Genomic DNA, 19,914 nt, shown 5'->3' on the forward strand with positions numbered 1-19,914 from the left:
TTGCTTACTCGCTCACAGAACACTGAGAAATCATTGCTACAATCCAGGCTAAGTTAATCACTCAGCCCATAGGTACACACACATCATGCGCTTATTATTGGTAGAAGATGACGCCATCCTTGGTGATGGTTTAAAAGCCGGCTTGACGCTGGAAGGTTATGCGGTGGATTGGTTAATCGACGGCGCGCAGGCCGACGAGGCGCTGAAGTTGAACCACTATGATCTGGTGGTGTTGGACTTGAACTTGCCGCGCATGGACGGAATGAGCGTGTTGAAGAACCTGCGCCGGCGCAAGGACAGCACCCCGGTTTTGGTCTTAACCGCCCGCGAAGGCGTCGCCGAACGGGTGGCCGGTCTGGACAATGGCGCCGACGACTTTGTCACCAAACCGTTCGACCTAGCGGAAATTTGCGCCCGTTTGCGCGCGTTGGCCCGCCGCCACGATGGTCATAGCCTGCCAGTGATCGAACATAAAGGCGTTACCATCGATCCCGCCGCACACCAAGTGTATTTCAATGGCAAACCGGTTGATCTGGCGCAAAAAGAATTTGAAGTGCTGAGTTATTTAATGGGACATATCGGCCAGGTTATTTCCCGGGCTCGTCTGGAAGAGTCGCTCTACGCCTGGGGCTCAGAAGTGGAGAGCAATGCGGTGGAAGTACATATTCATCACCTGCGTAAAAAACTGGATAGCAACCTGATTCGCACCATCCGCGGGGTCGGTTACATCATCGACGAGAACTGATGGTCAAACATTTTCGTCTGGCGCCACGCTCCCTGAAAAAGCAGCTGCTACTGTCGCTCCTAACCTCGCTGTTGTTGGTTTGGGGCGTTACCGCCTACTTCAGTTACAAACAAACCCGCAACGAAGTCACCGAACTATTCAACGCTGAATTAGCTCAATCGGCACGGGTGGTACACGCCTTTGTCGAGAATATGGTCCGGCAACGAGCACTGACCAAGCTTTGGGAACGCGATAAAGCTCCAGAGCTGTTCGACACGCCCATCCTCGGCCACAAATACGAACGCAAAATTGCCTTTCAATTACGCTCAGTGAAAGAGGGGCTAGTGTTACGCTCGGAAAGCGCGCCGGAATTTGCCTTGTCCTTGACGCGAAACGGCTACAGCGAAACCATGCTGGATGGTCAGCTTTGGCATGTATTTAGCCTGAGTACCGAAAACGGCAATTATGTGATTCATGTCGGTCAACGCGACGATATTCGCCGGGAATTGGTGGAAGGCATCGCCGGCCAGCAAGTGATTGGTTTTTTGATCGCATTGCCGATATTGGGCGTAATGATCTGGTGGATCGTCAGCCGCACCCTGTCGCCGGTCAATCAGGTCAAGGAACAACTGGCCAGCCGGGCGGCCGGCTTTCTGCAACCGCTGTCGGTAGATAATCTGCCAGACGAAGTGTTGCCGGTGGTCACGCAAATCAACAGCTTGTTTGCGATGCTGGAACAGGCTTTTGCCAACGAGCGCAATTTTACCTCCGACGCTTCCCACGAACTGCGCACGCCATTGGCTGGTCTGTTGACGCAAATTCAAGTGGCGCAAAAAACCACCGATACGCAGATGCGCGATCAGGCTTTGCAAAAAGCCCAGCAAGCGGTATCGCGGATGACGCATACGGTGCAACAATTGCTGACCTTGTCGCGAGTGCAGCATCAGCAGGCCGGGATTGCCAAGCAGTCCGTTGATGTTAACCAGGCCTTGATAGAGGTGATTTCCGATCTGGATCATGCCGCCCGCGAGAAGCGTATCGATATTGAATTGCAAGGAGAGCCGGCTCTAGTGATCGTCGCCAATCCTCAGTTATTTCAAGTGTTGTTACGCAACTTGCTCGATAACGCCATCAAATATTCGCCGATTGAAGGGCATATCAAAGTAGCTTGCCGCCGCGAAAACAAGCGCTTGCAGCTGACTGTGGACGACAGCGGCCCCGGTGTTGCCGACGACGATTATCAGCGCATCACGCAGCGCTTTTACCGTTGCGTGGAAACCGCCAATAGTGTTGAAGGCAGCGGCTTGGGCTTGTCCATCGTACAGCGCATTGTGGCTTTACATGCGGCGGATATTGATTTTGCCAAGTCGGAGCTGGGTGGTTTGCAAGCACGGTTACATATGGATTTGGCCGGTTCTGCGCCTGTGAAATAGAGGCAAATTTATTCGAATCAACTGACGTCCAAGTCTATGTTTGCAGTTAAACGAATGCCGTTTTGAAGAGCCAGCAGATTATGTTGCGGTCTCGTAAGTCGGGTTAGCTCGATAGCGCGTAACCCGACATTTCAACTAATGCCAAATCGCTTGCTTTTAAACTTGTCTACGACGGCGGCGTAACGAGAACACAGCGACTACGCTGCCAAATAACCAAATTGCAGCCGGCAACGGTACTGCGGCCGGTTGCAAAAACCCGCGAATCTCCCCGCCAGGAAATGCCGAAGTATGAATGTTGAGATAGGCTTTGCCCGCCTCCGCGCCAACCAGTAGCGCATTCAGTGCACTGCTGACGGTACCGCCGTTATTGGTGATGAATGTCGCGTTATAGCTGCTTGCGAGACTAAGATCGAATGTTTGGTCCATGCTGCCGGATGTTACACCCAAAGGGAATCCAACAAAGCTTGGCGTTTGACTAGCGACCCCGGCAGTCGCTGCCCCCGCAACGGAAGTGCAGCAATGAATGTGAGCGGCGGTGGTATTGCCCTGCAACCCACTGAAAGAAAAATTAACCCGCATGGTGACCAAGTCCAGATCGAAAGTGACAGTACCGCTGCCAAAACCTAAAGAGCTATTGGGCGGCGCTTCGTTTGGCCCGGATAAAACGACGGCATAACTAAGTTCGTGAGCAGCCACGCCAACACTGGTTAAACATGCCGATAGTAACGCTAGTAACAACATAATGCTTTTCATGTAAATCTCCCTAAATACCAATGCAAAATTAAAAGATTTTGTGTCAAAAAACGTCTGCCAAAAATCTTAGCCCGCTACCTTCCCCCTACAAGGCGATAGGATTGTCACTTGCTTTAATAGGTACGGTCAATCATACAATTTTTAAGCTTTTCAATGGCTAGCCATTAAACCAAGTGGGCTGGCGGCAATGCCGGGATAGAGCGATTTGGCCTTCAAACGGCGGGCCGGAATTTGATCGACGCGGCTGCTATCCATTGGGCTCCTGCATTGCTCGAAGTTGCCGGTGTTTCCCGGTTCTGATTTACGCGCCAATATGATCTAATCATCGCCTTTTTTGTCAGAGAGGCGTCATACCCATGCCGAACTTGAAGGCTATTTACTTGAGCGTTGCCGTGCTCACCAGCTTGGCGTCGTTTGGTTGTGGCGAGCAAAAACTTGTTACGGCGAAGCTGGCTTTAGATCAAAGTGTTCTCAGTCCTATCGACGCCAAAACGCTAGGTTTACAAAATTTGGTCAGTTTCGATGTGTATGTCGACAGGCAGACCGTGCATGCCGCCTTCGTCGCGACACCAACCGGCAGTAAGCAACCTTATATCGGCTATCTGCATTCCGAAGATGGCGGATTGCATTGGTCGCAACCCAGCGCGTTGAGCGCGCAATTTAACCAGCCCATTGAAGCGAAAATCGGCAACGATATACAAATTGCTGCCGCCGGCGACAAATTGTTGATCGTCTGGCAAACTACCGGCGAATTGCCCGGCATGGGGCCGTTATTCACCATTTATTCGAATGATGCCGGCAAAACTTGGCAGCAAGGTGTCAAGCCAACCGGCAGCGATGCCGACCAATCGCACCACGAACTATTGGCGGATGCGGAAGGCCGTTTTCATGCGGTGTGGCTGGATGATAGAGACGAGAACGGTTACCAAGGTGTGCGCTATGCGCGCAGCAACGACAGCGGCAAAAGCTGGGAGATGGCGCAGACGATAGACGATTCCAGTTGCTCGTGTTGCTGGAACCGCCTGGCGCTGGGTCCTGACGGCAAGTTGAATCTGCTGTACCGGGATATGAAACCGCGCGATATGGCACTGGCACAAACTATCGATGGCGGCGCCAATTGGCAACGCTTGAGTTCGGTAGGTGAGTTCAACTGGATTTTCGATGGCTGTCCGCATAACGGCGGCGGCCTGGCGGTGGCCGGCGACGGTGCCTTGCATAGCTTGGTATGGACCGGCGCGGAAAATCAGGTCGGGTTGTATCATATGCAGTCCGCCGATAGCGGCAGAAGCTGGACGCCGCCGCAACGGCTTGGCGAAGCCGGCGCGTTTCATGCGGACATCGCGTTCGGTGCCGGGCGCTTAGTAGCGGTGTGGGATGCACTGGGGCCGGAAGGCTCTAAAGTGTTTGTCTCGGAATCCGTCGATAATGGCGAACATTGGTCGGCAAGCAAGTTGCTATCATCCGCCGGCGCTTCGGCGACCTTCCCGCGCATCGTCGCCACGCCGACGGGCTTGTTGGCAATGTGGTTAGAGCAAACGCCCACCGGCAAGCAATGGTCGGCGGCGGTTTTACAATGATTTTTATACTTTAAGAGGTGGTCATGCCCAAGTTAGACATAACAAAAATAATAAAACCCGGCTTGTTGGCGCTCGCGTTATTCAGCCCGGTCTCAGTATTTGCGCACGCGATTCTGGTGAAATCGCAACCCGCCAAGGACGAGACCGTCACCGAATCGCCCAAGCAAATCGATCTGTGGTTTAACGATGCGGTGCGTAGCGAATACAAAGCGTTGGCCGTCATCGATAGCACCGGCAAGCGTGTGGATAACCACGATGTCGCGCAAAGCCTGACCAATGGCGCCAATATCTACGCCACCGTGCCAACACTGGCGCCGGGCACCTACACTATTCGCTACCGCGTGGTTTCCGAGGACACTCACATAGTCACCGGTAAGTTTGAATTTACCGTCAAACCCTAGTCTGCATTCTTCCATCGGTTTATTTCTATGAATATTCAGCGACTTCCCGTCTTTTTTATCGCCGGGCTCATGGCCTGCGTCTTGTTACTCAGCGGTTGCGACAAACTCGGATTTAGCAATAAGCAATCCAACGCGCTGGGCAACCGCCCGGACCTGGACTGCATCATCGCCAACGATTTTTACGCCGTACATTTCAGTGCGTATTTGCAGCCGGATAAGAACGATAAAGCTCCGGACGCCAAAGCCGCTTTTGTGCCGTTTTGTCAGAAAATTCCTAGAGCCGGCAAGATGTTTTTCACTGCCGATTTGATCGACCGCGATATTCGCGCCACGCCGATTGGCATTAAATTGGTGGAAGTGGAAAAAACCGGCCAGAAAGCGCCGGATGATGTGCGCGAAATCCGCACAGTCGCCGAAATCCCGTCCAAGCTGTATCCGAAAGGCGCGGTAGAAGCACAAGCCGATGTGGATAAAACCGGCGATTATGTGCTGTATCTGTTGATCGGCGAAGCGATGGAAGACGATGATAAATTCCGCATTGCGCTGGAAGTGGGTGTCGATCCCCAGGGCGCCGATTTACCACTAGTGGCAATAGGTGGCGTGGTGGCCTTGGTGCTGCTGGTGCTGGGATTTTTGGTTTACCTGCACAAACGTAGAAAAGCCGCGCAAATCAATGGTAATGGGGAACAGCCCTAATGACGAGCGGATGGAAAATGCTTAGGCTGTTTGCCTGCTGGCAATGCCTGCTGCTGGTTTGTTTGCTGCTGCCATCGGGCTGGGCAGCGGCGCACGCCCCTGGCCTTAGCTCAATCGATGTGACTGTCAAATCCGACCAAGTTATCGCTAAATTGACCTTTGCCCTGCAAGACATCGAAGCCTTTGCGCCGATGGACAGCGACCTGGATGCGGAAGTCAGCGCCGCGGAGCGCGAAGCGGCCAAGCCGGACATCGCCAAAATGCTGGCTGCGCAGTTGCGGGTTAATATTGATAGCGTTGATGTGCAAGCCGTGGCGCCGGGGGCTGTCGTTTACGACGAACAGAACAACGCCCATGTCGAATTTATTTTTCAATCTGTGCCGCACCAACAGTTACAGGTGCAATCCAAGTTATTGGCCTGGCTACCTGACGGGCATCAGCAGTATGTCACGGTGCGCGACGCCGCCGGTAAAACGCTAAGCGAGAAAATGCTAAGCAGGGCCGACGACCAGTTGCAATGGGCATTGTCTCCTGCCGATCAATCCGTGGCGCAAAACGATTCCCGATTTTCCGCGTTTGCCGATTTTTTGAAGCTGGGCATCGAGCACATCCTCACCGGTTACGACCACCTGTTATTCCTGTTTGCCTTGCTGGCAGTCACGCATAGTTTCTGGCCGGCGATCAAGATCGTCACCTTCTTTACCATCGCCCATTCCATCACCTTGGCGTGTGCAGGGCTGAACATCATTGAGCTACCCAGCAGCTTCGTCGAACCGGTGATTGCGTTGACCATTATTTATGTGGCCGTGGAAAACATCATGCGCGGCGACCACCCCAAGGGCCGGCAATGGCTGACCTTCGGCTTTGGCTTGATCCATGGCTTTGGCTTTGCCAGTGTGCTGCGGGAAATGAATATTTCCAGCGGCGACACCGGCATCTTATTGCCCTTGCTGTCGTTTAACCTAGGCATAGAAACCGGCCAAATCGCGGTGGCATCGGTGGTGTTGCCTATCATCTGGTGGCTAAACAACAAGCCTGCATTTGCCGAGAAATTCTTGAAAGGTTGTTCGGCCATGGTAGCCTTGATGGGGGCCTATTGGCTGTTGGAGCGGACGGTTTTGTAAACCGCCCTTGAGGGGGGGGCCTAGCATCAGAAGAGGCAAACACCGAGTTGCCCCAGAATTTTAGCGATTCCGGGACGTCTTGAATAGCCAAGACCATTGACGTCTGCAAAGACGCCTGCGCCCTCAACTGTGACAGCGCAGGCAACGGGTTTCGCATTGCGCTACCCATCCTCGAAATTTGCCATCCCAGTCCCTTAGGCCGGGTAGCGCAACGCGAAATCCATCAATCAGGCCCTCGTTTTTCGTTAAATTGTAAACAATCCCGATCTAAAGCTGTGTTTATTCGCTATTTGCAATAGAATACAAACCATCCCCTTCTCAACAGCTAGCTCTCCGGAGAATTTGACATGACTGATAAAAAAGTGACGTTAAAACAGGAAGACCAAGACCGCGTAATCGAATTACCGGTCACACCCGGCACCATGGGTCCGTCCGTCATCGATATTCGGTCTTTATACGCACAGACCGGCCATTTTACTTACGACCCCGGCTTTACCTCCACCGCCAGCTGTACGTCAAAAATCACCTTCATCGACGGCGACGCCGGCGTACTGTTGTATCGGGGCTATCCCATCGAACAACTGGCGGAAAAATGCGATTTTTTGGAAGTCTGTTATCTGCTGCTGAACGGCGACCTGCCCAACGGCTCGGAAATGAAAGGCTTCGTCACTACCATTAGCCAGCATGTGATGGTGCACGAACAGCTGATCAAATTCTACAGCGGCTTCCGCCGTGACGCACACCCGATGGCGGTATTGGTGGGTGTAGTCGGCGCACTGTCGGCGTTCTATCACGAAGTGATGGACATCAACTGCAAGGAAGACCGGTACATCTCCGCCATCCGCCTGATCGCAAAAATGCCGACCATGGTAGCGATGTGCTACAAATACAGCATCGGCATGCCGTTTATCTATCCCAAACGCAAACTGGGCTATGCGGAAAACTTTATGCGCATGATGCACGGCGACCCCGGCGAAGATTATCTGGCCAATCCGGTGTTGGTCAGAGCGTTGGATAGAATCCTGATCCTGCACGCCGACCACGAACAAAACGCATCTACCTCCACCGTGCGACTGGCCGGCTCCAGCGGCGCCAATCCTTACGCTTGCGTCGCGGCCGGTATAGCTTGCCTGTGGGGTGCGGCACACGGCGGCGCTAACGAGGCGGTGTTGAATATGCTGGAAGAAATCGGCGATGTGTCGAAAATTGGCGAATATGTCGCCAGAGCCAAGGACAAAAACGACCCATTCCGCTTGATGGGTTTTGGTCACCGGGTTTACAAAAACTACGACCCGCGCGCCAAACTGATGCGGCAAACCTGCCACGAAGTGCTGGACGAATTGAATCTGAACGACGACCGGCTGTTCAAACTGGCGATGGAACTGGAACGGATTGCCCTGGAAGACCCTTACTTTGTAGAGAAAAAACTCTACCCCAACGTGGATTTTTATTCCGGCATCGTGTTGCGGGCCTTGGGCATCCCCACCGAGATGTTTACCGCCATCTTCGCCTTGGCCCGCTCGGTGGGTTGGATCGCGCAATGGGACGAAATGATCTCCGATCCCGAATTGAAAATCGGCCGGCCGCGGCAGTTATATAAAGGTGTGACGACTAGGGACGTGAAATCGATTTCTAATCGGTGATAAAACAAATAGTTAAGTCCCCTATCCTTCTGGACAACTGCACCTAACTTAAAGACGGGCAGCCCCTTCTCCCTCAGTACCCACTGGGCATAAAGGAGAAGGCTGGGATGAGGGGATCAATAAAGTTCTTTGCCTTATTTATTCTCCTCACCCCAACCCTCTCCAGCAGGAGAGGGGGCTTAACTAAACGGTATTAACTCTAGCTCTCTCCCTTAGTAAGGGGGATTTTTTGGAGGTTATTTAGCGCATTGGTTGATGACCTTCAAGAAGTAACCGCCGAGCGCTTCAACACTCTAATCTGCAAAAAATCCCAGGCAAAACGTAGTAGAAACACCGGGTTGGTGGAAAAATAACGCTTAACCAGCCGCCTATCCTTAGCCATCCGATAGCACCATTCCAAACCGCTTTTTTGCATCCACAGCGGGGCACGTTTGATGTGTCCTGAGTGAAAATCAAAAGCCGCGCCCACACCCAATTGCACCGGCACATGCACTCTATCCAGATGCGCCGCAATCCATTTTTCCTGCTTGGGCGCACCTAAGCCCACCCAGAGAAAATCCGGCCTGGCGGCGTTGATCAGATCCACCAATTGTTGATCTTCTTCTGCGGACAAGGGCCGAAATGGCGGAGAATGCCAGCCCACAAGCTCGGCTTGCGGATAACGCTTGCGGATGTTGGCAACCAAATCCGTCAATACCTCATCCTTGCCGCCGAGAAAAAAATGCCTCCAGCCCAACTGCTGCCCGTGATCCAGGCATTTCAACATCAAGTCCGGCCCGCAAACTCGGGTTTTAATCGGCGCTTGATGCACCAGCTTGGCGTACCAAACCAAAGGCAGGCCATCCATGGTGGATAAGGCTTTGTTGGAAATATCGCGCAATTCGCTATCGGTGAGACAGGCCACGGTGGTATGCACATTGGCGATACACACCTGATGAGCTTGGCCGCTGGCGATCCACTCCTGAAATAGTTGTAACGTAAGCTCGTAATCCAGGATAGGGAAGCGTATTCCGAAAATATCTACTGACTTGATTGCTTGCATTCCGTGCTCCATCGGGCGGTTAATTGAAAAGTGATGTTTTTAATTTTGTCACCCTTAGCATCGCTATATTTACCTCCAGAGTCAATTCAGAGCAGACCAATTCGCCAAAATCAACGAGGTATCAATCAAGCATGCCTGCATTCCGCCTGCGGAAAAGCCGTTAACGTAAGTTGAACCATGATAGTTCCCTCTCACTCCGAGAAATGGCTAGGGTGAGGGGATCAAATAATTGACTTTAATCCCCTAACTTCAACCTTCTCCTTTATGTCCTGCGGGTACTGAGGGAGCAGGAGATATTAAATTTTTCGCAGCCCCCTATAAGTTTAAGGAGCGCGGCCATTGCTAAAGCGCTCCGCAAACCAACGCGGTCAAGGTGCACAATTAACCACCAGCTCATCACTATATTGACCAACCTCGGCGTCTTTCAAGATATAAACCGCTGTATAGCGGCGCAATTCCGGCTTGCCGGCAACCAGTAAAGGCCGGTTATCGATATACGGCGGTATCGTATCCCTGGCTAAAAACACAAACTCCGGTTCCCCCTCGCGCTGACAATAGATATTGATACCGTCGCTCTTGGATTTAACAAAATTGAGAACCACCACGCCGCCCGTTTGATCTACACCGGTCAAAACCGGTTTAGCGTCGTTAAGCTTGGTGGTATCTTCCGAGCCTATAATGCCGAGCAAATTACCCAAAGCATCGGAATAAGCCGGATGCGCCTTGATGCGTCTGACTAGGGCTCTCACTCGGCTCTCTATATTATTGCGACTGGCAGTTTTAGCCGCCGTAGCATGCCTTGCTGCCGCAGAAGCGGCATTTACTTCGCTGATCTTGGTATGTAACTCCTGATTATCGCTATCGACACTGGCAATATCCTCGGCGGATAAGCCAAATTCCGCCTGACGCGCGGCGAGATTCGCCTTAAAACGATCATGCCAAATCAATAAATCGCTATCAGGGTGCGGAAAATAATCGGATTTAGCCATTTTCAATTCTCCATATTGTTACGAGAGGAAACCTCAAAATTTAAGAAACAGCCTTCTCACTCTAGGGGGGATGTCGTAAAAAACCGAAATAGCCCCTTCTCCCCCAGTACCCGCGGGGGATAAAGGAGAAGGTTAGGGTGAGGGTATTAAAGCACTAGTTTATTGCCTTCTCACCCTAGCCCGCGCCGTTATGCCCAGTGGGAGCGGGAGGAGACGGGATTTTTAGACGCTTAAAAAACGCAATACCGCACAGACATCGGCGCGGCAGACTTCACCGTAGAGCTAACCAAAATCGACGGCGAAACTCTAACGGCTTAATTAATTCTATATACATTATAAGAAGCTCTACAAGCCTTTGCTGGTGCGGCTAAATGTCGCGTCCGCACTCATGACTAGCTCATGGTTGCCGACAAACCAATTGGCGGCAACCATAGAAAGTTCATCGGCACCCACAAAACACCTGGAGGTACCCACAGAAGGCTCAGCGGTGCCAACAACGCTCCTGGCGGTACCCCCAGACGCTTCATCGGTACCGACAATGCCTCCGGCGTTGCCAATCAAGGCCTGTAGCGTGCCTCCTAGCCCTCTGTGAATACTCCCAAATCGTCCAGATCAGACCAGAAAGCAGGCTTCGGTACACCATTAAGATTTAATTAAAATAAAAAAATGGCTTGGTTATCAAGCCATTATGTTTTAGGCTGTACCTAGCCTCCAATATCATCCGCTTATAATTCGACATACTTGGCCAGGCTGGAACAGTTAGCTTGATGCACGCATCAACAACACCACACTTGCCAAACCTGACGAATTTACTCATTGGTCGCACATAGCTATAGGGAACCTTTAAAAATTAAAAAATCTCCTTCTCCCTCCGGGAGAAGGTTGGGATGAGGGAATTAAATATGAAATATGTTCATCCCTCACCCTCTCCTTTATGCCATGCGGTTACGTAGGAAAAGGAATTTTTAGAGGCTACCCATATAAGCTTGGATGGGCACATAAAAAGCCATTATCGACACATGCAATCGAGATAGGCTGTTACCAACACATTTCAACAGCATGTCAGAACGGTGCGCTTTAGTTCAGATGTTAGCAGGGCGCACAAAATTGGCTCGTCAAAAAATTATCAAAACCTGATTGCGGTTGAAAAAGCGGTATTCGTGAGGTTACGTATTTCGTTATTGAAAAGAGCTGCTAATATTGATTTCGTGTTGGCGATGCAGACTGAATGGAATGGCCCGCAGTTGACCCAATTCTGAAACAATTTCCAAGTATCTTCGTAACCAAGGACCGGAACACTACCCCTCAAATATTAACTGAATTAGCTGACTGTATTCCGTGGTCTGTCAGGCTATTGGAGCATGAGTTAATAAAAGGAGAAAATTATGTTTATTAAACTTGTCATTACCCTAACCTTAGCGGCGTTCTGCTCGGTAGCAGCTGCAAAGGATTACTATGTATCACCCTCGGGCAGCGACAGCCTGAATGGTCTGTCCCCCAGCGTCAATTTCTGGTCCAAAACCGGCCCTTTCAAAACCCTAACTCGCGCCCGAAACGCAATTCGACAATTAAAAGCGGCGGGGAAATTTAATGAAGCGATTACGGTTCATGTTGGCAAAGGAACTTACCAACTGCAGTCACCGCTGGAATTTAACGATAGCGATTCTGGTCTTCCTGGACAGGAGATCAATTGGGTGGGAGAACAAGGAGCTACGATAATATCAGGCGGGATTGTCCTTAAAAATTGTCAACCGTATGATGCTAATAGCCCAGAACGAGTGTTGAGCTGTCCTTTAGATACCGTTACCGCATCAACTATTAAAGGCGAAGAAAGTACACGTGTAAAAGGAAATACTCCAGCATTTGAAGTTTTTGTTAACGAAAACAGGATGAATTTAGCCCGTTGGCCAGATGATGGCTGGGCTTTTATCAAAACGCCAATAACTGAAAAGACCAAATTTACCGCCTTTCAAAAAATACCGCAATTTACAGGGGACCTCTCGCAAGCCCAACTCCATATATTTGCGGGAAACGACACATTCGACCAATACGTTGGAGTGTCCACAATTGACTTTGTTAATAATCAAATTACGTTAAATAACGAACCGGACTATAGATTAATTGCAGGCAGACGCTTCTATCTGCGGAATATTCAATCAGCACTCAATGCACCGGAAGAATGGTTCTATGACAGTATCAATGCAAAATTACTATTTATACCACCAGTAGGGGCTACACCTAAAAGCATTGTTATTTCTTCATCTATCAATTTGATTAAAATAACAAATGCCAGCCACATATCCTTCAGCAAATTAACATTTAGACATAGCACGGGAGATGCCGTAAAAATTTTGAATTCCGACTCAATATCCATTGACAAATCGGAACTAAATTTTACCGGAGGACTAGCAATAAGAGCTACAAATAGCACTAATATTACTATTGCCGACAACCATATTCACGATTCCGGTCAAGGCGGAGTTTTAATCTCCGGAGGAGATAGAACTACGTTAACAAGCTCCGGCAACGTTGCTGAAAATAATCACATTGAAAAATATGATGATATTCTATTTAATAATTCACCGGCAATCGAAATTGGCGGTGTTGGTGCACATATAGCTCATAATTTAATAGAAGATGGCTCTGGCAATGGCATTTTTATTTCTGGAAACGACCATATCATAGAAAAAAATGAAATAGCTAGGATTTGCCAACAAGCTGCTGATTGCGGCGCAATTTATTCTGGAAGAAACTGGACTTATAGAGGAAACATAATCCGATTCAATTCTATTCATGACATTCCAGGTTACGAATTGAATTACGCCACCTTGAACATACCCAACAATATTATTGAATATATTCCAAACGGCGCGCGAGGCATTTATATTGATGATGCAGCGAGTGGCTTTAATATATTTGGAAACATATTAGTCAACTCAGGACAAATGAGCATACATATAGGTGGCGGCAGGGACAACCAGATAGAAAATAACGTAATAAAGACCAACAAATATGCAATACTAATTGACAATCGCGGCAATTACTTTGATTGGCAAAATATGAAATCCACTCTAGAAACCATGCCCATTACCAGCCCAGCGTGGTTACAAAGATACCCGAATTTAAGTGCACCAATGCTTAACGAGAACTGGCCAGAAAATAACACCATACGCAGCAATGTCTTGATATCAACTCAAAACGTAAACACAAATATATTTCTGCGCTATTTCATGCCTAGACAAACCAATATAATTAGTAACAACTTAGCATGGCGATCCAACAGCACTATTCTGAAAGCAGATTATAAAATCTTGGATGCAGGCGTAGCTAGAGGTGGAGCTCTTTGGAATGTTTGGCTAAGTGAAGGCTTTGAGGCTAATAGCCGATTTGCCGACCCCTGCTTTAATATTATTGGCAACACGATCCAAGCAACATGTAGCTCATCACCCGCATATCAACTCGGTTTTAAAAATATTCCTACCGATATTGGTCTCATTAACTAAACAAAGACTCTAATTACCTGTCAACCAAAAACCACTTAGTATATTTTATATTATTTATGCAAGGTTTTGGTTTTTAGAAAATCAGCACTACTTATTTAGGGGCAAAATAGCTTGCCCCTATTTTGTAGCTAAATAGGACCCACCTAATGCCTAATAGATTTATTTTTTTATTAGCTATATTTTCATTTTCTACTTCAGCTATGCCGCTCGATATATACGTTTCTAATTTAGGGAACGATAAATCAAATGGCCGATCTTTTGAAACCGACCAATCCGATATCGTCGGCCCTTTTCAATCTATCCACAGAGCTCAGCAAGAAATTAGAGACTTAAAGAAAAATGGCAAATTCAAAGAATCAATAACAATTCATATTCAGAAAGGCAAATATTTACAGAAAAACCCTTTAGAGTTTGACATAAGGGATTCAGGCTTTTTAGGTCGAGAAGTTCATTGGCAAGCAGAAAATGGCCCTGTGGAAATAATTGGTGCCGTTAGGGTGGCAAACTGCATGCAAACTGATGGTAATATTTGGAGTTGCCCAACTGCGGGGCTAGATTTATCTAAAATTAAATTCTTGGACAACTCCCGAAAGCCAGGCAATATCCCTGGATTTGAATTATTTGTAAATTCGCGAAGACTACATTTAGCACGTTGGCCAGACGCTGAATGGGCACATATAAAAATGCCGTTAGACGAACGGACCCGATTCAATACAATTGAAGCATTGCCAAAGCTAACTGGAGATATTAGTCATGCTCAGGTGCATATCCTAGCGGGTAACGACTGGTATGATCAGTTTATCGCTCTAGCGGGAATCGATCAAAACAAAAGCGAAATATCTTTGGCCAGCAACACAAACTACCCAATTTCCAGTGGCAGGCGGTTTTATATTCAAAATATTCGATCAACCTTAGATAGCGCTGGAGAATGGTTTTATGATCAAGCGAATGAGAAAATATTATTTTTCCCACTGGACAATGAAAGCCCTAAAGACATTCTTATATCTTCATTGCAAAGTGTATTACTCATTAAAGGAGCGAACTATATTAGTTTTAATGGACTATCTTTTGGTTATAGTACAGACGTCGCAATCAGCGTTGAAAAAGCCAATAATATAGAATTCAGAGACATTGAGGTTAGTAATGTCGGCACCAGAGGGGTTGTCATCAAAAACAGTAACCATGTCAGCATAATAAATAGCCATATACATCATACCGGCGAAGGCGGAATATATTCTGGAGGTGGAAACCGCAATACATTAGAACCTTCCGACAATATTATTGAAAACAACCATATACACAATTTCGGAATGGTATTAATTAACTATTCCCCGGCGGTAGCTTTGGCAGGAGTCGGCAGTATTGTGAGACATAACCTTATTGAACAAGGGGATGGGCTCGGCATTTGGATTGACGGAAACGATCATCTGATAGAAAAGAATGAAATTCGCCATGTCTGCGAACAAACTTCCGATTGTGGCGCAATCTATTCTGGTCGCGACTGGACTTATCACGGCAATATTATCCGCCACAATAGCATCCATGATTTATTTGGATATGGATTACAAAATGTTGACATTTCTAAAAATACAGTTCTATACACCCCTTCAAACGGAGTTCGCGGCGTATATTTAGATGATGCTGTCAGTGGCTTTTCAATTATTGGCAATCTTTTTAACAATGCAGGAGCAATGGCCATTCAATTAGGTGGCGGGCGCAACATTAATATCGAAAATAATATTATTTTGACAAATGACCACGCATTATGGGCAGATTATCGTACCCCAGGTGCAGAAATAAAAAAACGACTAACCCAAGTGCCCTACCAAAGCTCCATTTGGCGCAAAAAATATCCAAAACTCGGTGAACCAATGTTCAATGAAAATTGGCCGGAAGGTAACACCATAAGCCGTAATATAATGGTATCGACTAAGCCAGGTGGATTGTCTTGGCGTTATATGTTGCCAGCACAAAGTAATTTATTGGCCAATAATGTTGTATGGTGTACAGCTGGGGAAATTGCAATTGATTATTACATTTTGGATACGGCAGTAAGGCGTAGTGGTGCCTCGTGGAAAGAATGGATAAGCCAAAACTTTGAAAAAGACAGCATCAATACTGATCCTTGCGTAACAATAAACGGCAACAAAGCCACGTTCTGCGCGCAATCTCCTGCGAAAAAAATCAGATTCCAGCCCATTCCTACAGATATCGGTTTAGTTCAATAGAGCGAATGGGTTAGTGTTAACTATAACGGTCCTGTCGCTCACCATTATTTAACTACAACTAACATATGAACAAGCATCTTGATAGATCGCTATTAGCTCAGCATAATTCTTCTCAGCTGTGTATTTTTCAAGAAAAGTACGCCGTGCATTTGCTCCGATTTTTTGCGCCTCCTTGGGATTTTCAAGTAACCATTGCGCCTTTTGAGCTATCTCCACTGCACTACCTGGTGTGAACAGCAAACCAGTTTCACCATCTGTAATAATGTCAGCCATACTGCCCATGTTTGATGCCAGAACAGGTAAACCATGAGCAAAAGCCTCAACTAGAACTAACGGAAAACCTTCATACCATTCGGAAGGTAATACCAAAAACGCAGCTTGGCGCATCAGGAAGCTAACTTCGCGGGAATCTTGATACCCTAAAGCCACAACATTGCCCTTGTCGTGCAAAAGCGATTCCAATGGACCAACTCCAGCGACTTTTAGCGGTGTATTTCCATTTAAAAGCGTCCATGCATTCAAAAGGGTACTTATCCCCTTCTCTTCACTGAGACGACCTACAAATAAGGCAAACAGTGAATCCCTTCCATTGTAATTTGCGGGCACTTCGAGTAACGGGTCTGACATAAAATTACCTTTCACCGCTATTTTATTGTCCGGAAATCCAGCTTCTACAAATTTACGTTTGGCAAAATTGGTCAAAGCGATAAAGCGATCAACTTTATTGTGCCAAGTTCCGTTCCGGCGATGATACGCTACTAGATTAGCAACGACCAAACTCCCTAGTTTAGAATTCCGATAACAATCGTATAGCGCGGCTTGGTAGGGTGAGCCTGAAACACACAACTCGCAAATATTCCCACCGCGCATTAGCATTGCACCCGGACAAATCAAACGGTAATTATGTAAAGTCTGAACTACTGGGACCTTATACTCTTGACAGGCGTCATAAATTGAAGGGCTGAACTGTGGAAAAAAATTATGAACATGTACCAAATCAGGCTTAAATTGCCTAAGTTTCTCGCGAGATTTATCCCGGCTTATTTTTGAATATGTAGTATTTATTGCCGTACTAAACCTACCGATCAGCCCTCCCGGCAAATCCTTATTATCTGCAATCCATAACTCTATATCGTGACCACGATCAGTTAACAATTTTGCCTCTGCATTTACTACATTGTCTTCACCACCTGATTGCTGATATCGGTTATGTATAATTAAAACTCTCATAAATTTTTCAATTTTTAGATACCATATAAGATTGGACAGGCATTAGACGCGCCCCTCGCACTGATCGACGCCCTAAGACTGATAATTACTATGCCCCATAGTTTATAAGCTAAGAAAAACAGTACCATGGGTTTATTCTTAATTGTGGCGAGTTGGAAAGATGAAGTTATTTGACTTTAACCAGCGAATCTAATTACAGCAAAAAGTCTGTAGCAATTTATGATAAGTCCGAAACATTATTTAATAAATAGGATTCGTCGACTTGAGTCATTATATTTAGGCACAGCGACTCAACAACTTTCAAGAAAATTTACAAGCTTTCGAGCAACCACATCGGCAGAAAATTCATTGAGAAAAAGCTCTCTCGCTGCAGTTGAAGCGACTGTCATCCAAGCAGAATCATTAAATGCTTTAGCGATGAGCTGAGCAGCGGTCTTCGCATTATCTAACGGTAACGCTACTCCTATCATTTGATTACCTAATATCTCCGGTATACCTCCAACAGGAGCAACAAAAATCGGTCGCCCTCGAGCGATTGATTCTATAAGTGTAATTGGCAAGTTCTCGACGGTTGCCACATGAATACAAGCTTTATGTAAGCTCAATTGATAGGCCGCACCTTGTATGTACCCAGCAAATATTACTAACTCTTCAATGTTTAATTCCTTTACCTTCTGCTGGAGCATCGCGCTATCTGGACCATCTCCAACAATAGTGAGTCGCAATGGGCAACCAAGATCCTTTAAGGAAGAAACGATATCTAACAAATATTGTTGGTTTTTTCGAGCCTCTAAGGTGCCTATACTGATCAGGTCACTACACGCCTTGAAAGGCTTTGGAACACCGGGGTCACGTAAGAAATTTGGAGCCACGATAAAAGGTATACCGTGAATTGCCGGTATTCTCGTCACCAGCTCTTGTCGCATGAATCTAGAAACGAATACTAATCCATCAAGTCCTGGCAGTACAAACTCTTCAAAGTTTCGAATAGACCGATAAATTCTATCGCTCTGTTGAATAACTCCTTTTCCCATCCATTCGTCAGCTTGAGAAACATTGAAGTGAACTACCAATACAACCTTTTGTCTGACCGATGACCTCGCCTTCATCGCAGCATTCGCTGAAAGAGGACATTGCGCATAAATAACACAATCAAAGCCAGACCGCAGACGATGTTCTAATACGCGCTCTAAAAAATACGCATGCCAATAACGATACCACCAAACACCTAACGGACTAGAAAGCATACCCACAATTTTCCGCAAAGCGAATACTGGATAGACTAAAAACCAGTAGTAAGAAAAAGGCGTAACTAACTGATGCGGAATTTTTTGTTGTGTTAAATAATCGCAAAAACAATTAAAATGAGTTTGCACACCAGTTTCACCGACTGGGCGCATGATAGTGGCAATAATAACTTGAGTCATAATTTATTCATAGAGAATGATTAATGAAAGACTTTATGCCTTCAAAAAAATTGTTAGCCATATTTTCTATTGAAAATTGATCACTACTCGCTAGGGCATTTTTCTGCAGTGTGATTAACTCTTCTTTCGATCTTAATATCTTTGTTACAAGGCTACCATAATTTTCGGCATCTAAATTAGTTATCATGCCATTGAAGCCATTCTGTAAATAATCAATTTCCGGGCTATGTTCAGCTTGATGAGTAGTGATAACAGGTAAACCTGCGGAAAAAGCATCCAATATTGCGAGACCAACCATGCCAGGATTTAAAAAAACATCAGCACATTTAAACGCTAGGGCTTTTTGTTTAGCGTGGAGAGGGCCAAGATATTTTATAAAGTCATAATGTTTGGCACAATTCATTACAGTTTTTCTATCTAGACCATCACCTCCTATCAGCAATATAAAATTTTTTTCTTTTTGACTTATAACTAGCGCCGCGTCAAGTAAAAACTCTATTTTTTTATCGCGATGTAAACTGCCGCAAAAAATACCGACTTGGGAATCATGCTCTATATTATGGCCCTGTTTAAATTCAGCGATTTCCTCCTCAGTTACTGCCGAAATGGAATTTTTAAAGGCACGGGTGTCTACGCTATTATTCAAAACAGTTATCTGTTCTGAAGGATAGCCTATATCTTTTAAATATCCGGCAACCCCTGCTGTATATGCAAACCACCAGTTTGTTTGAGTAGCTAGCGCTTTTTTAATTTTCTCTCTAACACTATTTGAGCGTCCCTGCCTATTTAGGCCGTGCCCCCAATAGGCAAATCTTTTAACCTTAATAAAGCTTAGAAAAATCAAAATATAATTATATATGTGCTTATTTGCCTGCTCGGTGATGATAATATCGGCCCATAGAATATGATGTATTGCCCCCTCCATGAAATGGACTTTATTTCTTAAAAACCAATGACTTTTCTCAAAGATACAGTAATCATTCTCCAAAACCACATTATCGCCTCGTTTCAACTCCTCATTCCATGGTGTACCAAACACCAAGCGTAATTCATGGCCGCTTTCCGTAAGCAATCGATGCAGTTTTTCGAACAATGGCACTCGGTAAAACTTAAGCATCGGTTGAAATATAACGATTTTCATATC

At 46.8% G+C, this 19,914-nt stretch carries 16 protein-coding genes; 10 read left to right on the plus strand and 6 right to left on the minus strand.

All coding sequences use genetic code 11. The annotated features are described in order from the left end of the window. The first annotated feature begins 85 nt into the window (after positions 1 to 85). Both ACWAU0_RS05530 and ACWAU0_RS05535 read left to right on the plus strand, forming a co-directional pair. Positions 86 to 745, plus strand: a complete 660-nt coding sequence (locus ACWAU0_RS05530) for a response regulator (protein ID WP_033158182.1) — start codon at positions 86 to 88, stop codon at positions 743 to 745. Continuing rightward, positions 745 to 2,157, plus strand: a complete 1,413-nt coding sequence (locus tag ACWAU0_RS05535; RefSeq protein WP_458138568.1) for an ATP-binding protein — start codon at positions 745 to 747, stop codon at positions 2,155 to 2,157. The genes ACWAU0_RS05530 and ACWAU0_RS05535 overlap by 1 nt, the downstream gene beginning before the upstream one ends. 156 nt (positions 2,158 to 2,313) lie before the next feature. On the opposite strand, the gene ACWAU0_RS05540 is transcribed toward ACWAU0_RS05535, so the two are convergent. Further along, positions 2,314 to 2,910, minus strand: coding sequence for a CHRD domain-containing protein (locus tag ACWAU0_RS05540; RefSeq protein WP_458138570.1), 597 nt, complete (start codon positions 2,908 to 2,910; stop codon positions 2,314 to 2,316). Positions 2,911 to 3,266: 356 nt separating this feature from the next. Between ACWAU0_RS05540 and ACWAU0_RS05545 the strand changes: the two genes are divergently transcribed. The 5 genes from ACWAU0_RS05545 (at position 3,267) to gltA (ending at position 8,351) form a co-directional block, all read left to right on the plus strand. After that, positions 3,267 to 4,487: an exo-alpha-sialidase gene (locus tag ACWAU0_RS05545; protein WP_458138571.1), complete on the plus strand. Its 1,221-nt coding sequence runs from the start codon at positions 3,267 to 3,269 to the stop codon at positions 4,485 to 4,487. 23 nt (positions 4,488 to 4,510) lie between these two features. Continuing rightward, the gene (locus tag ACWAU0_RS05550; RefSeq protein WP_033158186.1) at positions 4,511 to 4,888 is read left to right on the plus strand and encodes a copper resistance CopC family protein; all 378 of its coding nucleotides are present in this window, start codon (positions 4,511 to 4,513) and stop codon (positions 4,886 to 4,888) included. A gap of 69 nt (positions 4,889 to 4,957) precedes the next feature. Next, positions 4,958 to 5,584 (plus strand): hypothetical protein, encoded by a 627-nt coding sequence (locus ACWAU0_RS05555; protein WP_319961136.1) that lies wholly within the window; start codon positions 4,958 to 4,960, stop codon positions 5,582 to 5,584. Beyond that, positions 5,584 to 6,708 (plus strand): HupE/UreJ family protein, encoded by a 1,125-nt coding sequence (locus tag ACWAU0_RS05560; protein ID WP_033158188.1) that lies wholly within the window; start codon positions 5,584 to 5,586, stop codon positions 6,706 to 6,708. The genes ACWAU0_RS05555 and ACWAU0_RS05560 overlap by 1 nt, the downstream gene beginning before the upstream one ends. A 347-nt stretch (positions 6,709 to 7,055) precedes the next feature. Next, positions 7,056 to 8,351, plus strand: coding sequence for a citrate synthase (gene gltA / locus ACWAU0_RS05565; protein ID WP_033158189.1), 1,296 nt, complete (start codon positions 7,056 to 7,058; stop codon positions 8,349 to 8,351). Positions 8,352 to 8,613: 262 nt separating this feature from the next. Here the strand turns inward: gltA and ACWAU0_RS05570 are convergent, their stop codons facing one another. Both ACWAU0_RS05570 and ACWAU0_RS05575 read right to left on the minus strand, forming a co-directional pair. After that, entirely contained in the window at positions 8,614 to 9,393 is a 780-nt protein-coding gene (locus tag ACWAU0_RS05570) for a WecB/TagA/CpsF family glycosyltransferase (protein WP_319961135.1), read from the minus strand. A gap of 368 nt (positions 9,394 to 9,761) precedes the next feature. Next, positions 9,762 to 10,382: a hypothetical protein gene (locus tag ACWAU0_RS05575; protein ID WP_458138573.1), complete on the minus strand. Its 621-nt coding sequence runs from the start codon at positions 10,380 to 10,382 to the stop codon at positions 9,762 to 9,764. Positions 10,383 to 10,781: 399 nt separating this feature from the next. Here ACWAU0_RS05575 and ACWAU0_RS05580 point away from each other — a divergent pair, with 399 nt between their 5' ends. The 3 genes from ACWAU0_RS05580 to ACWAU0_RS05590 all read left to right on the plus strand — a co-directional run bounded on the left by ACWAU0_RS05580 (position 10,782) and on the right by ACWAU0_RS05590 (position 16,113). Further along, positions 10,782 to 10,952, plus strand: a complete 171-nt coding sequence (locus tag ACWAU0_RS05580) for a hypothetical protein (protein ID WP_458138575.1) — start codon at positions 10,782 to 10,784, stop codon at positions 10,950 to 10,952. 815 nt (positions 10,953 to 11,767) lie between these two features. Next, positions 11,768 to 13,885, plus strand: a complete 2,118-nt coding sequence (locus ACWAU0_RS05585) for a right-handed parallel beta-helix repeat-containing protein (RefSeq protein WP_458138576.1) — start codon at positions 11,768 to 11,770, stop codon at positions 13,883 to 13,885. A gap of 146 nt (positions 13,886 to 14,031) precedes the next feature. Further along, positions 14,032 to 16,113, plus strand: a complete 2,082-nt coding sequence (locus tag ACWAU0_RS05590; RefSeq protein ID WP_458138578.1) for a right-handed parallel beta-helix repeat-containing protein — start codon at positions 14,032 to 14,034, stop codon at positions 16,111 to 16,113. Between the two features lie 48 nt (positions 16,114 to 16,161). Here the strand turns inward: ACWAU0_RS05590 and ACWAU0_RS05595 are convergent, their stop codons facing one another. The 3 genes from ACWAU0_RS05595 to ACWAU0_RS05605 all read right to left on the minus strand — a co-directional run bounded on the left by ACWAU0_RS05595 (position 16,162) and on the right by ACWAU0_RS05605 (position 19,911). Continuing rightward, positions 16,162 to 17,343, minus strand: coding sequence for a glycosyltransferase family 4 protein (locus ACWAU0_RS05595; protein ID WP_458138579.1), 1,182 nt, complete (start codon positions 17,341 to 17,343; stop codon positions 16,162 to 16,164). A gap of 290 nt (positions 17,344 to 17,633) precedes the next feature. Beyond that, positions 17,634 to 18,770, minus strand: a complete 1,137-nt coding sequence (locus ACWAU0_RS05600) for a glycosyltransferase family 4 protein (protein ID WP_458138581.1) — start codon at positions 18,768 to 18,770, stop codon at positions 17,634 to 17,636. Positions 18,771 to 18,777: 7 nt separating this feature from the next. After that, on the minus strand, positions 18,778 to 19,911 hold the full coding sequence (locus ACWAU0_RS05605; RefSeq protein ID WP_458138582.1) for a glycosyltransferase family 4 protein: 1,134 nt from the start codon (positions 19,909 to 19,911) through the stop codon (positions 18,778 to 18,780). Positions 19,912 to 19,914 lie beyond the last annotated feature (3 nt).

It is taken from the genome of Methylomonas sp. Uni0009, assembly GCF_054188105.3.

What these genes read in the sequence shown, in the direction of transcription:
- ACWAU0_RS05530 (WP_033158182.1), top strand. Translation starts at nt 86, where the DNA reads ATGCGCTTATTATTGGTAGAAGATGACGCCATCCTTGGTGATGGTTTA.
- ACWAU0_RS05535 (WP_458138568.1), top strand. Translation starts at nt 745, where the DNA reads ATGGTCAAACATTTTCGTCTGGCGCCACGCTCCCTGAAAAAGCAGCTG.
- ACWAU0_RS05540 (WP_458138570.1), bottom strand. Translation starts at nt 2,910, where the DNA reads ATGAAAAGCATTATGTTGTTACTAGCGTTACTATCGGCATGTTTAACC.
- ACWAU0_RS05545 (WP_458138571.1), top strand. Translation starts at nt 3,267, where the DNA reads ATGCCGAACTTGAAGGCTATTTACTTGAGCGTTGCCGTGCTCACCAGC.
- ACWAU0_RS05550 (WP_033158186.1), top strand. Translation starts at nt 4,511, where the DNA reads ATGCCCAAGTTAGACATAACAAAAATAATAAAACCCGGCTTGTTGGCG.
- ACWAU0_RS05555 (WP_319961136.1), top strand. Translation starts at nt 4,958, where the DNA reads ATGGCCTGCGTCTTGTTACTCAGCGGTTGCGACAAACTCGGATTTAGC.
- ACWAU0_RS05560 (WP_033158188.1), top strand. Translation starts at nt 5,584, where the DNA reads ATGACGAGCGGATGGAAAATGCTTAGGCTGTTTGCCTGCTGGCAATGC.
- gltA (WP_033158189.1), top strand. Translation starts at nt 7,056, where the DNA reads ATGACTGATAAAAAAGTGACGTTAAAACAGGAAGACCAAGACCGCGTA.
- ACWAU0_RS05570 (WP_319961135.1), bottom strand. Translation starts at nt 9,393, where the DNA reads ATGCAAGCAATCAAGTCAGTAGATATTTTCGGAATACGCTTCCCTATC.
- ACWAU0_RS05575 (WP_458138573.1), bottom strand. Translation starts at nt 10,382, where the DNA reads ATGGCTAAATCCGATTATTTTCCGCACCCTGATAGCGATTTATTGATT.
- ACWAU0_RS05580 (WP_458138575.1), top strand. Translation starts at nt 10,782, where the DNA reads ATGGTTGCCGACAAACCAATTGGCGGCAACCATAGAAAGTTCATCGGC.
- ACWAU0_RS05585 (WP_458138576.1), top strand. Translation starts at nt 11,768, where the DNA reads ATGTTTATTAAACTTGTCATTACCCTAACCTTAGCGGCGTTCTGCTCG.
- ACWAU0_RS05590 (WP_458138578.1), top strand. Translation starts at nt 14,032, where the DNA reads ATGCCTAATAGATTTATTTTTTTATTAGCTATATTTTCATTTTCTACT.
- ACWAU0_RS05595 (WP_458138579.1), bottom strand. Translation starts at nt 17,343, where the DNA reads ATGAGAGTTTTAATTATACATAACCGATATCAGCAATCAGGTGGTGAA.
- ACWAU0_RS05600 (WP_458138581.1), bottom strand. Translation starts at nt 18,770, where the DNA reads ATGACTCAAGTTATTATTGCCACTATCATGCGCCCAGTCGGTGAAACT.
- ACWAU0_RS05605 (WP_458138582.1), bottom strand. Translation starts at nt 19,911, where the DNA reads ATGAAAATCGTTATATTTCAACCGATGCTTAAGTTTTACCGAGTGCCA.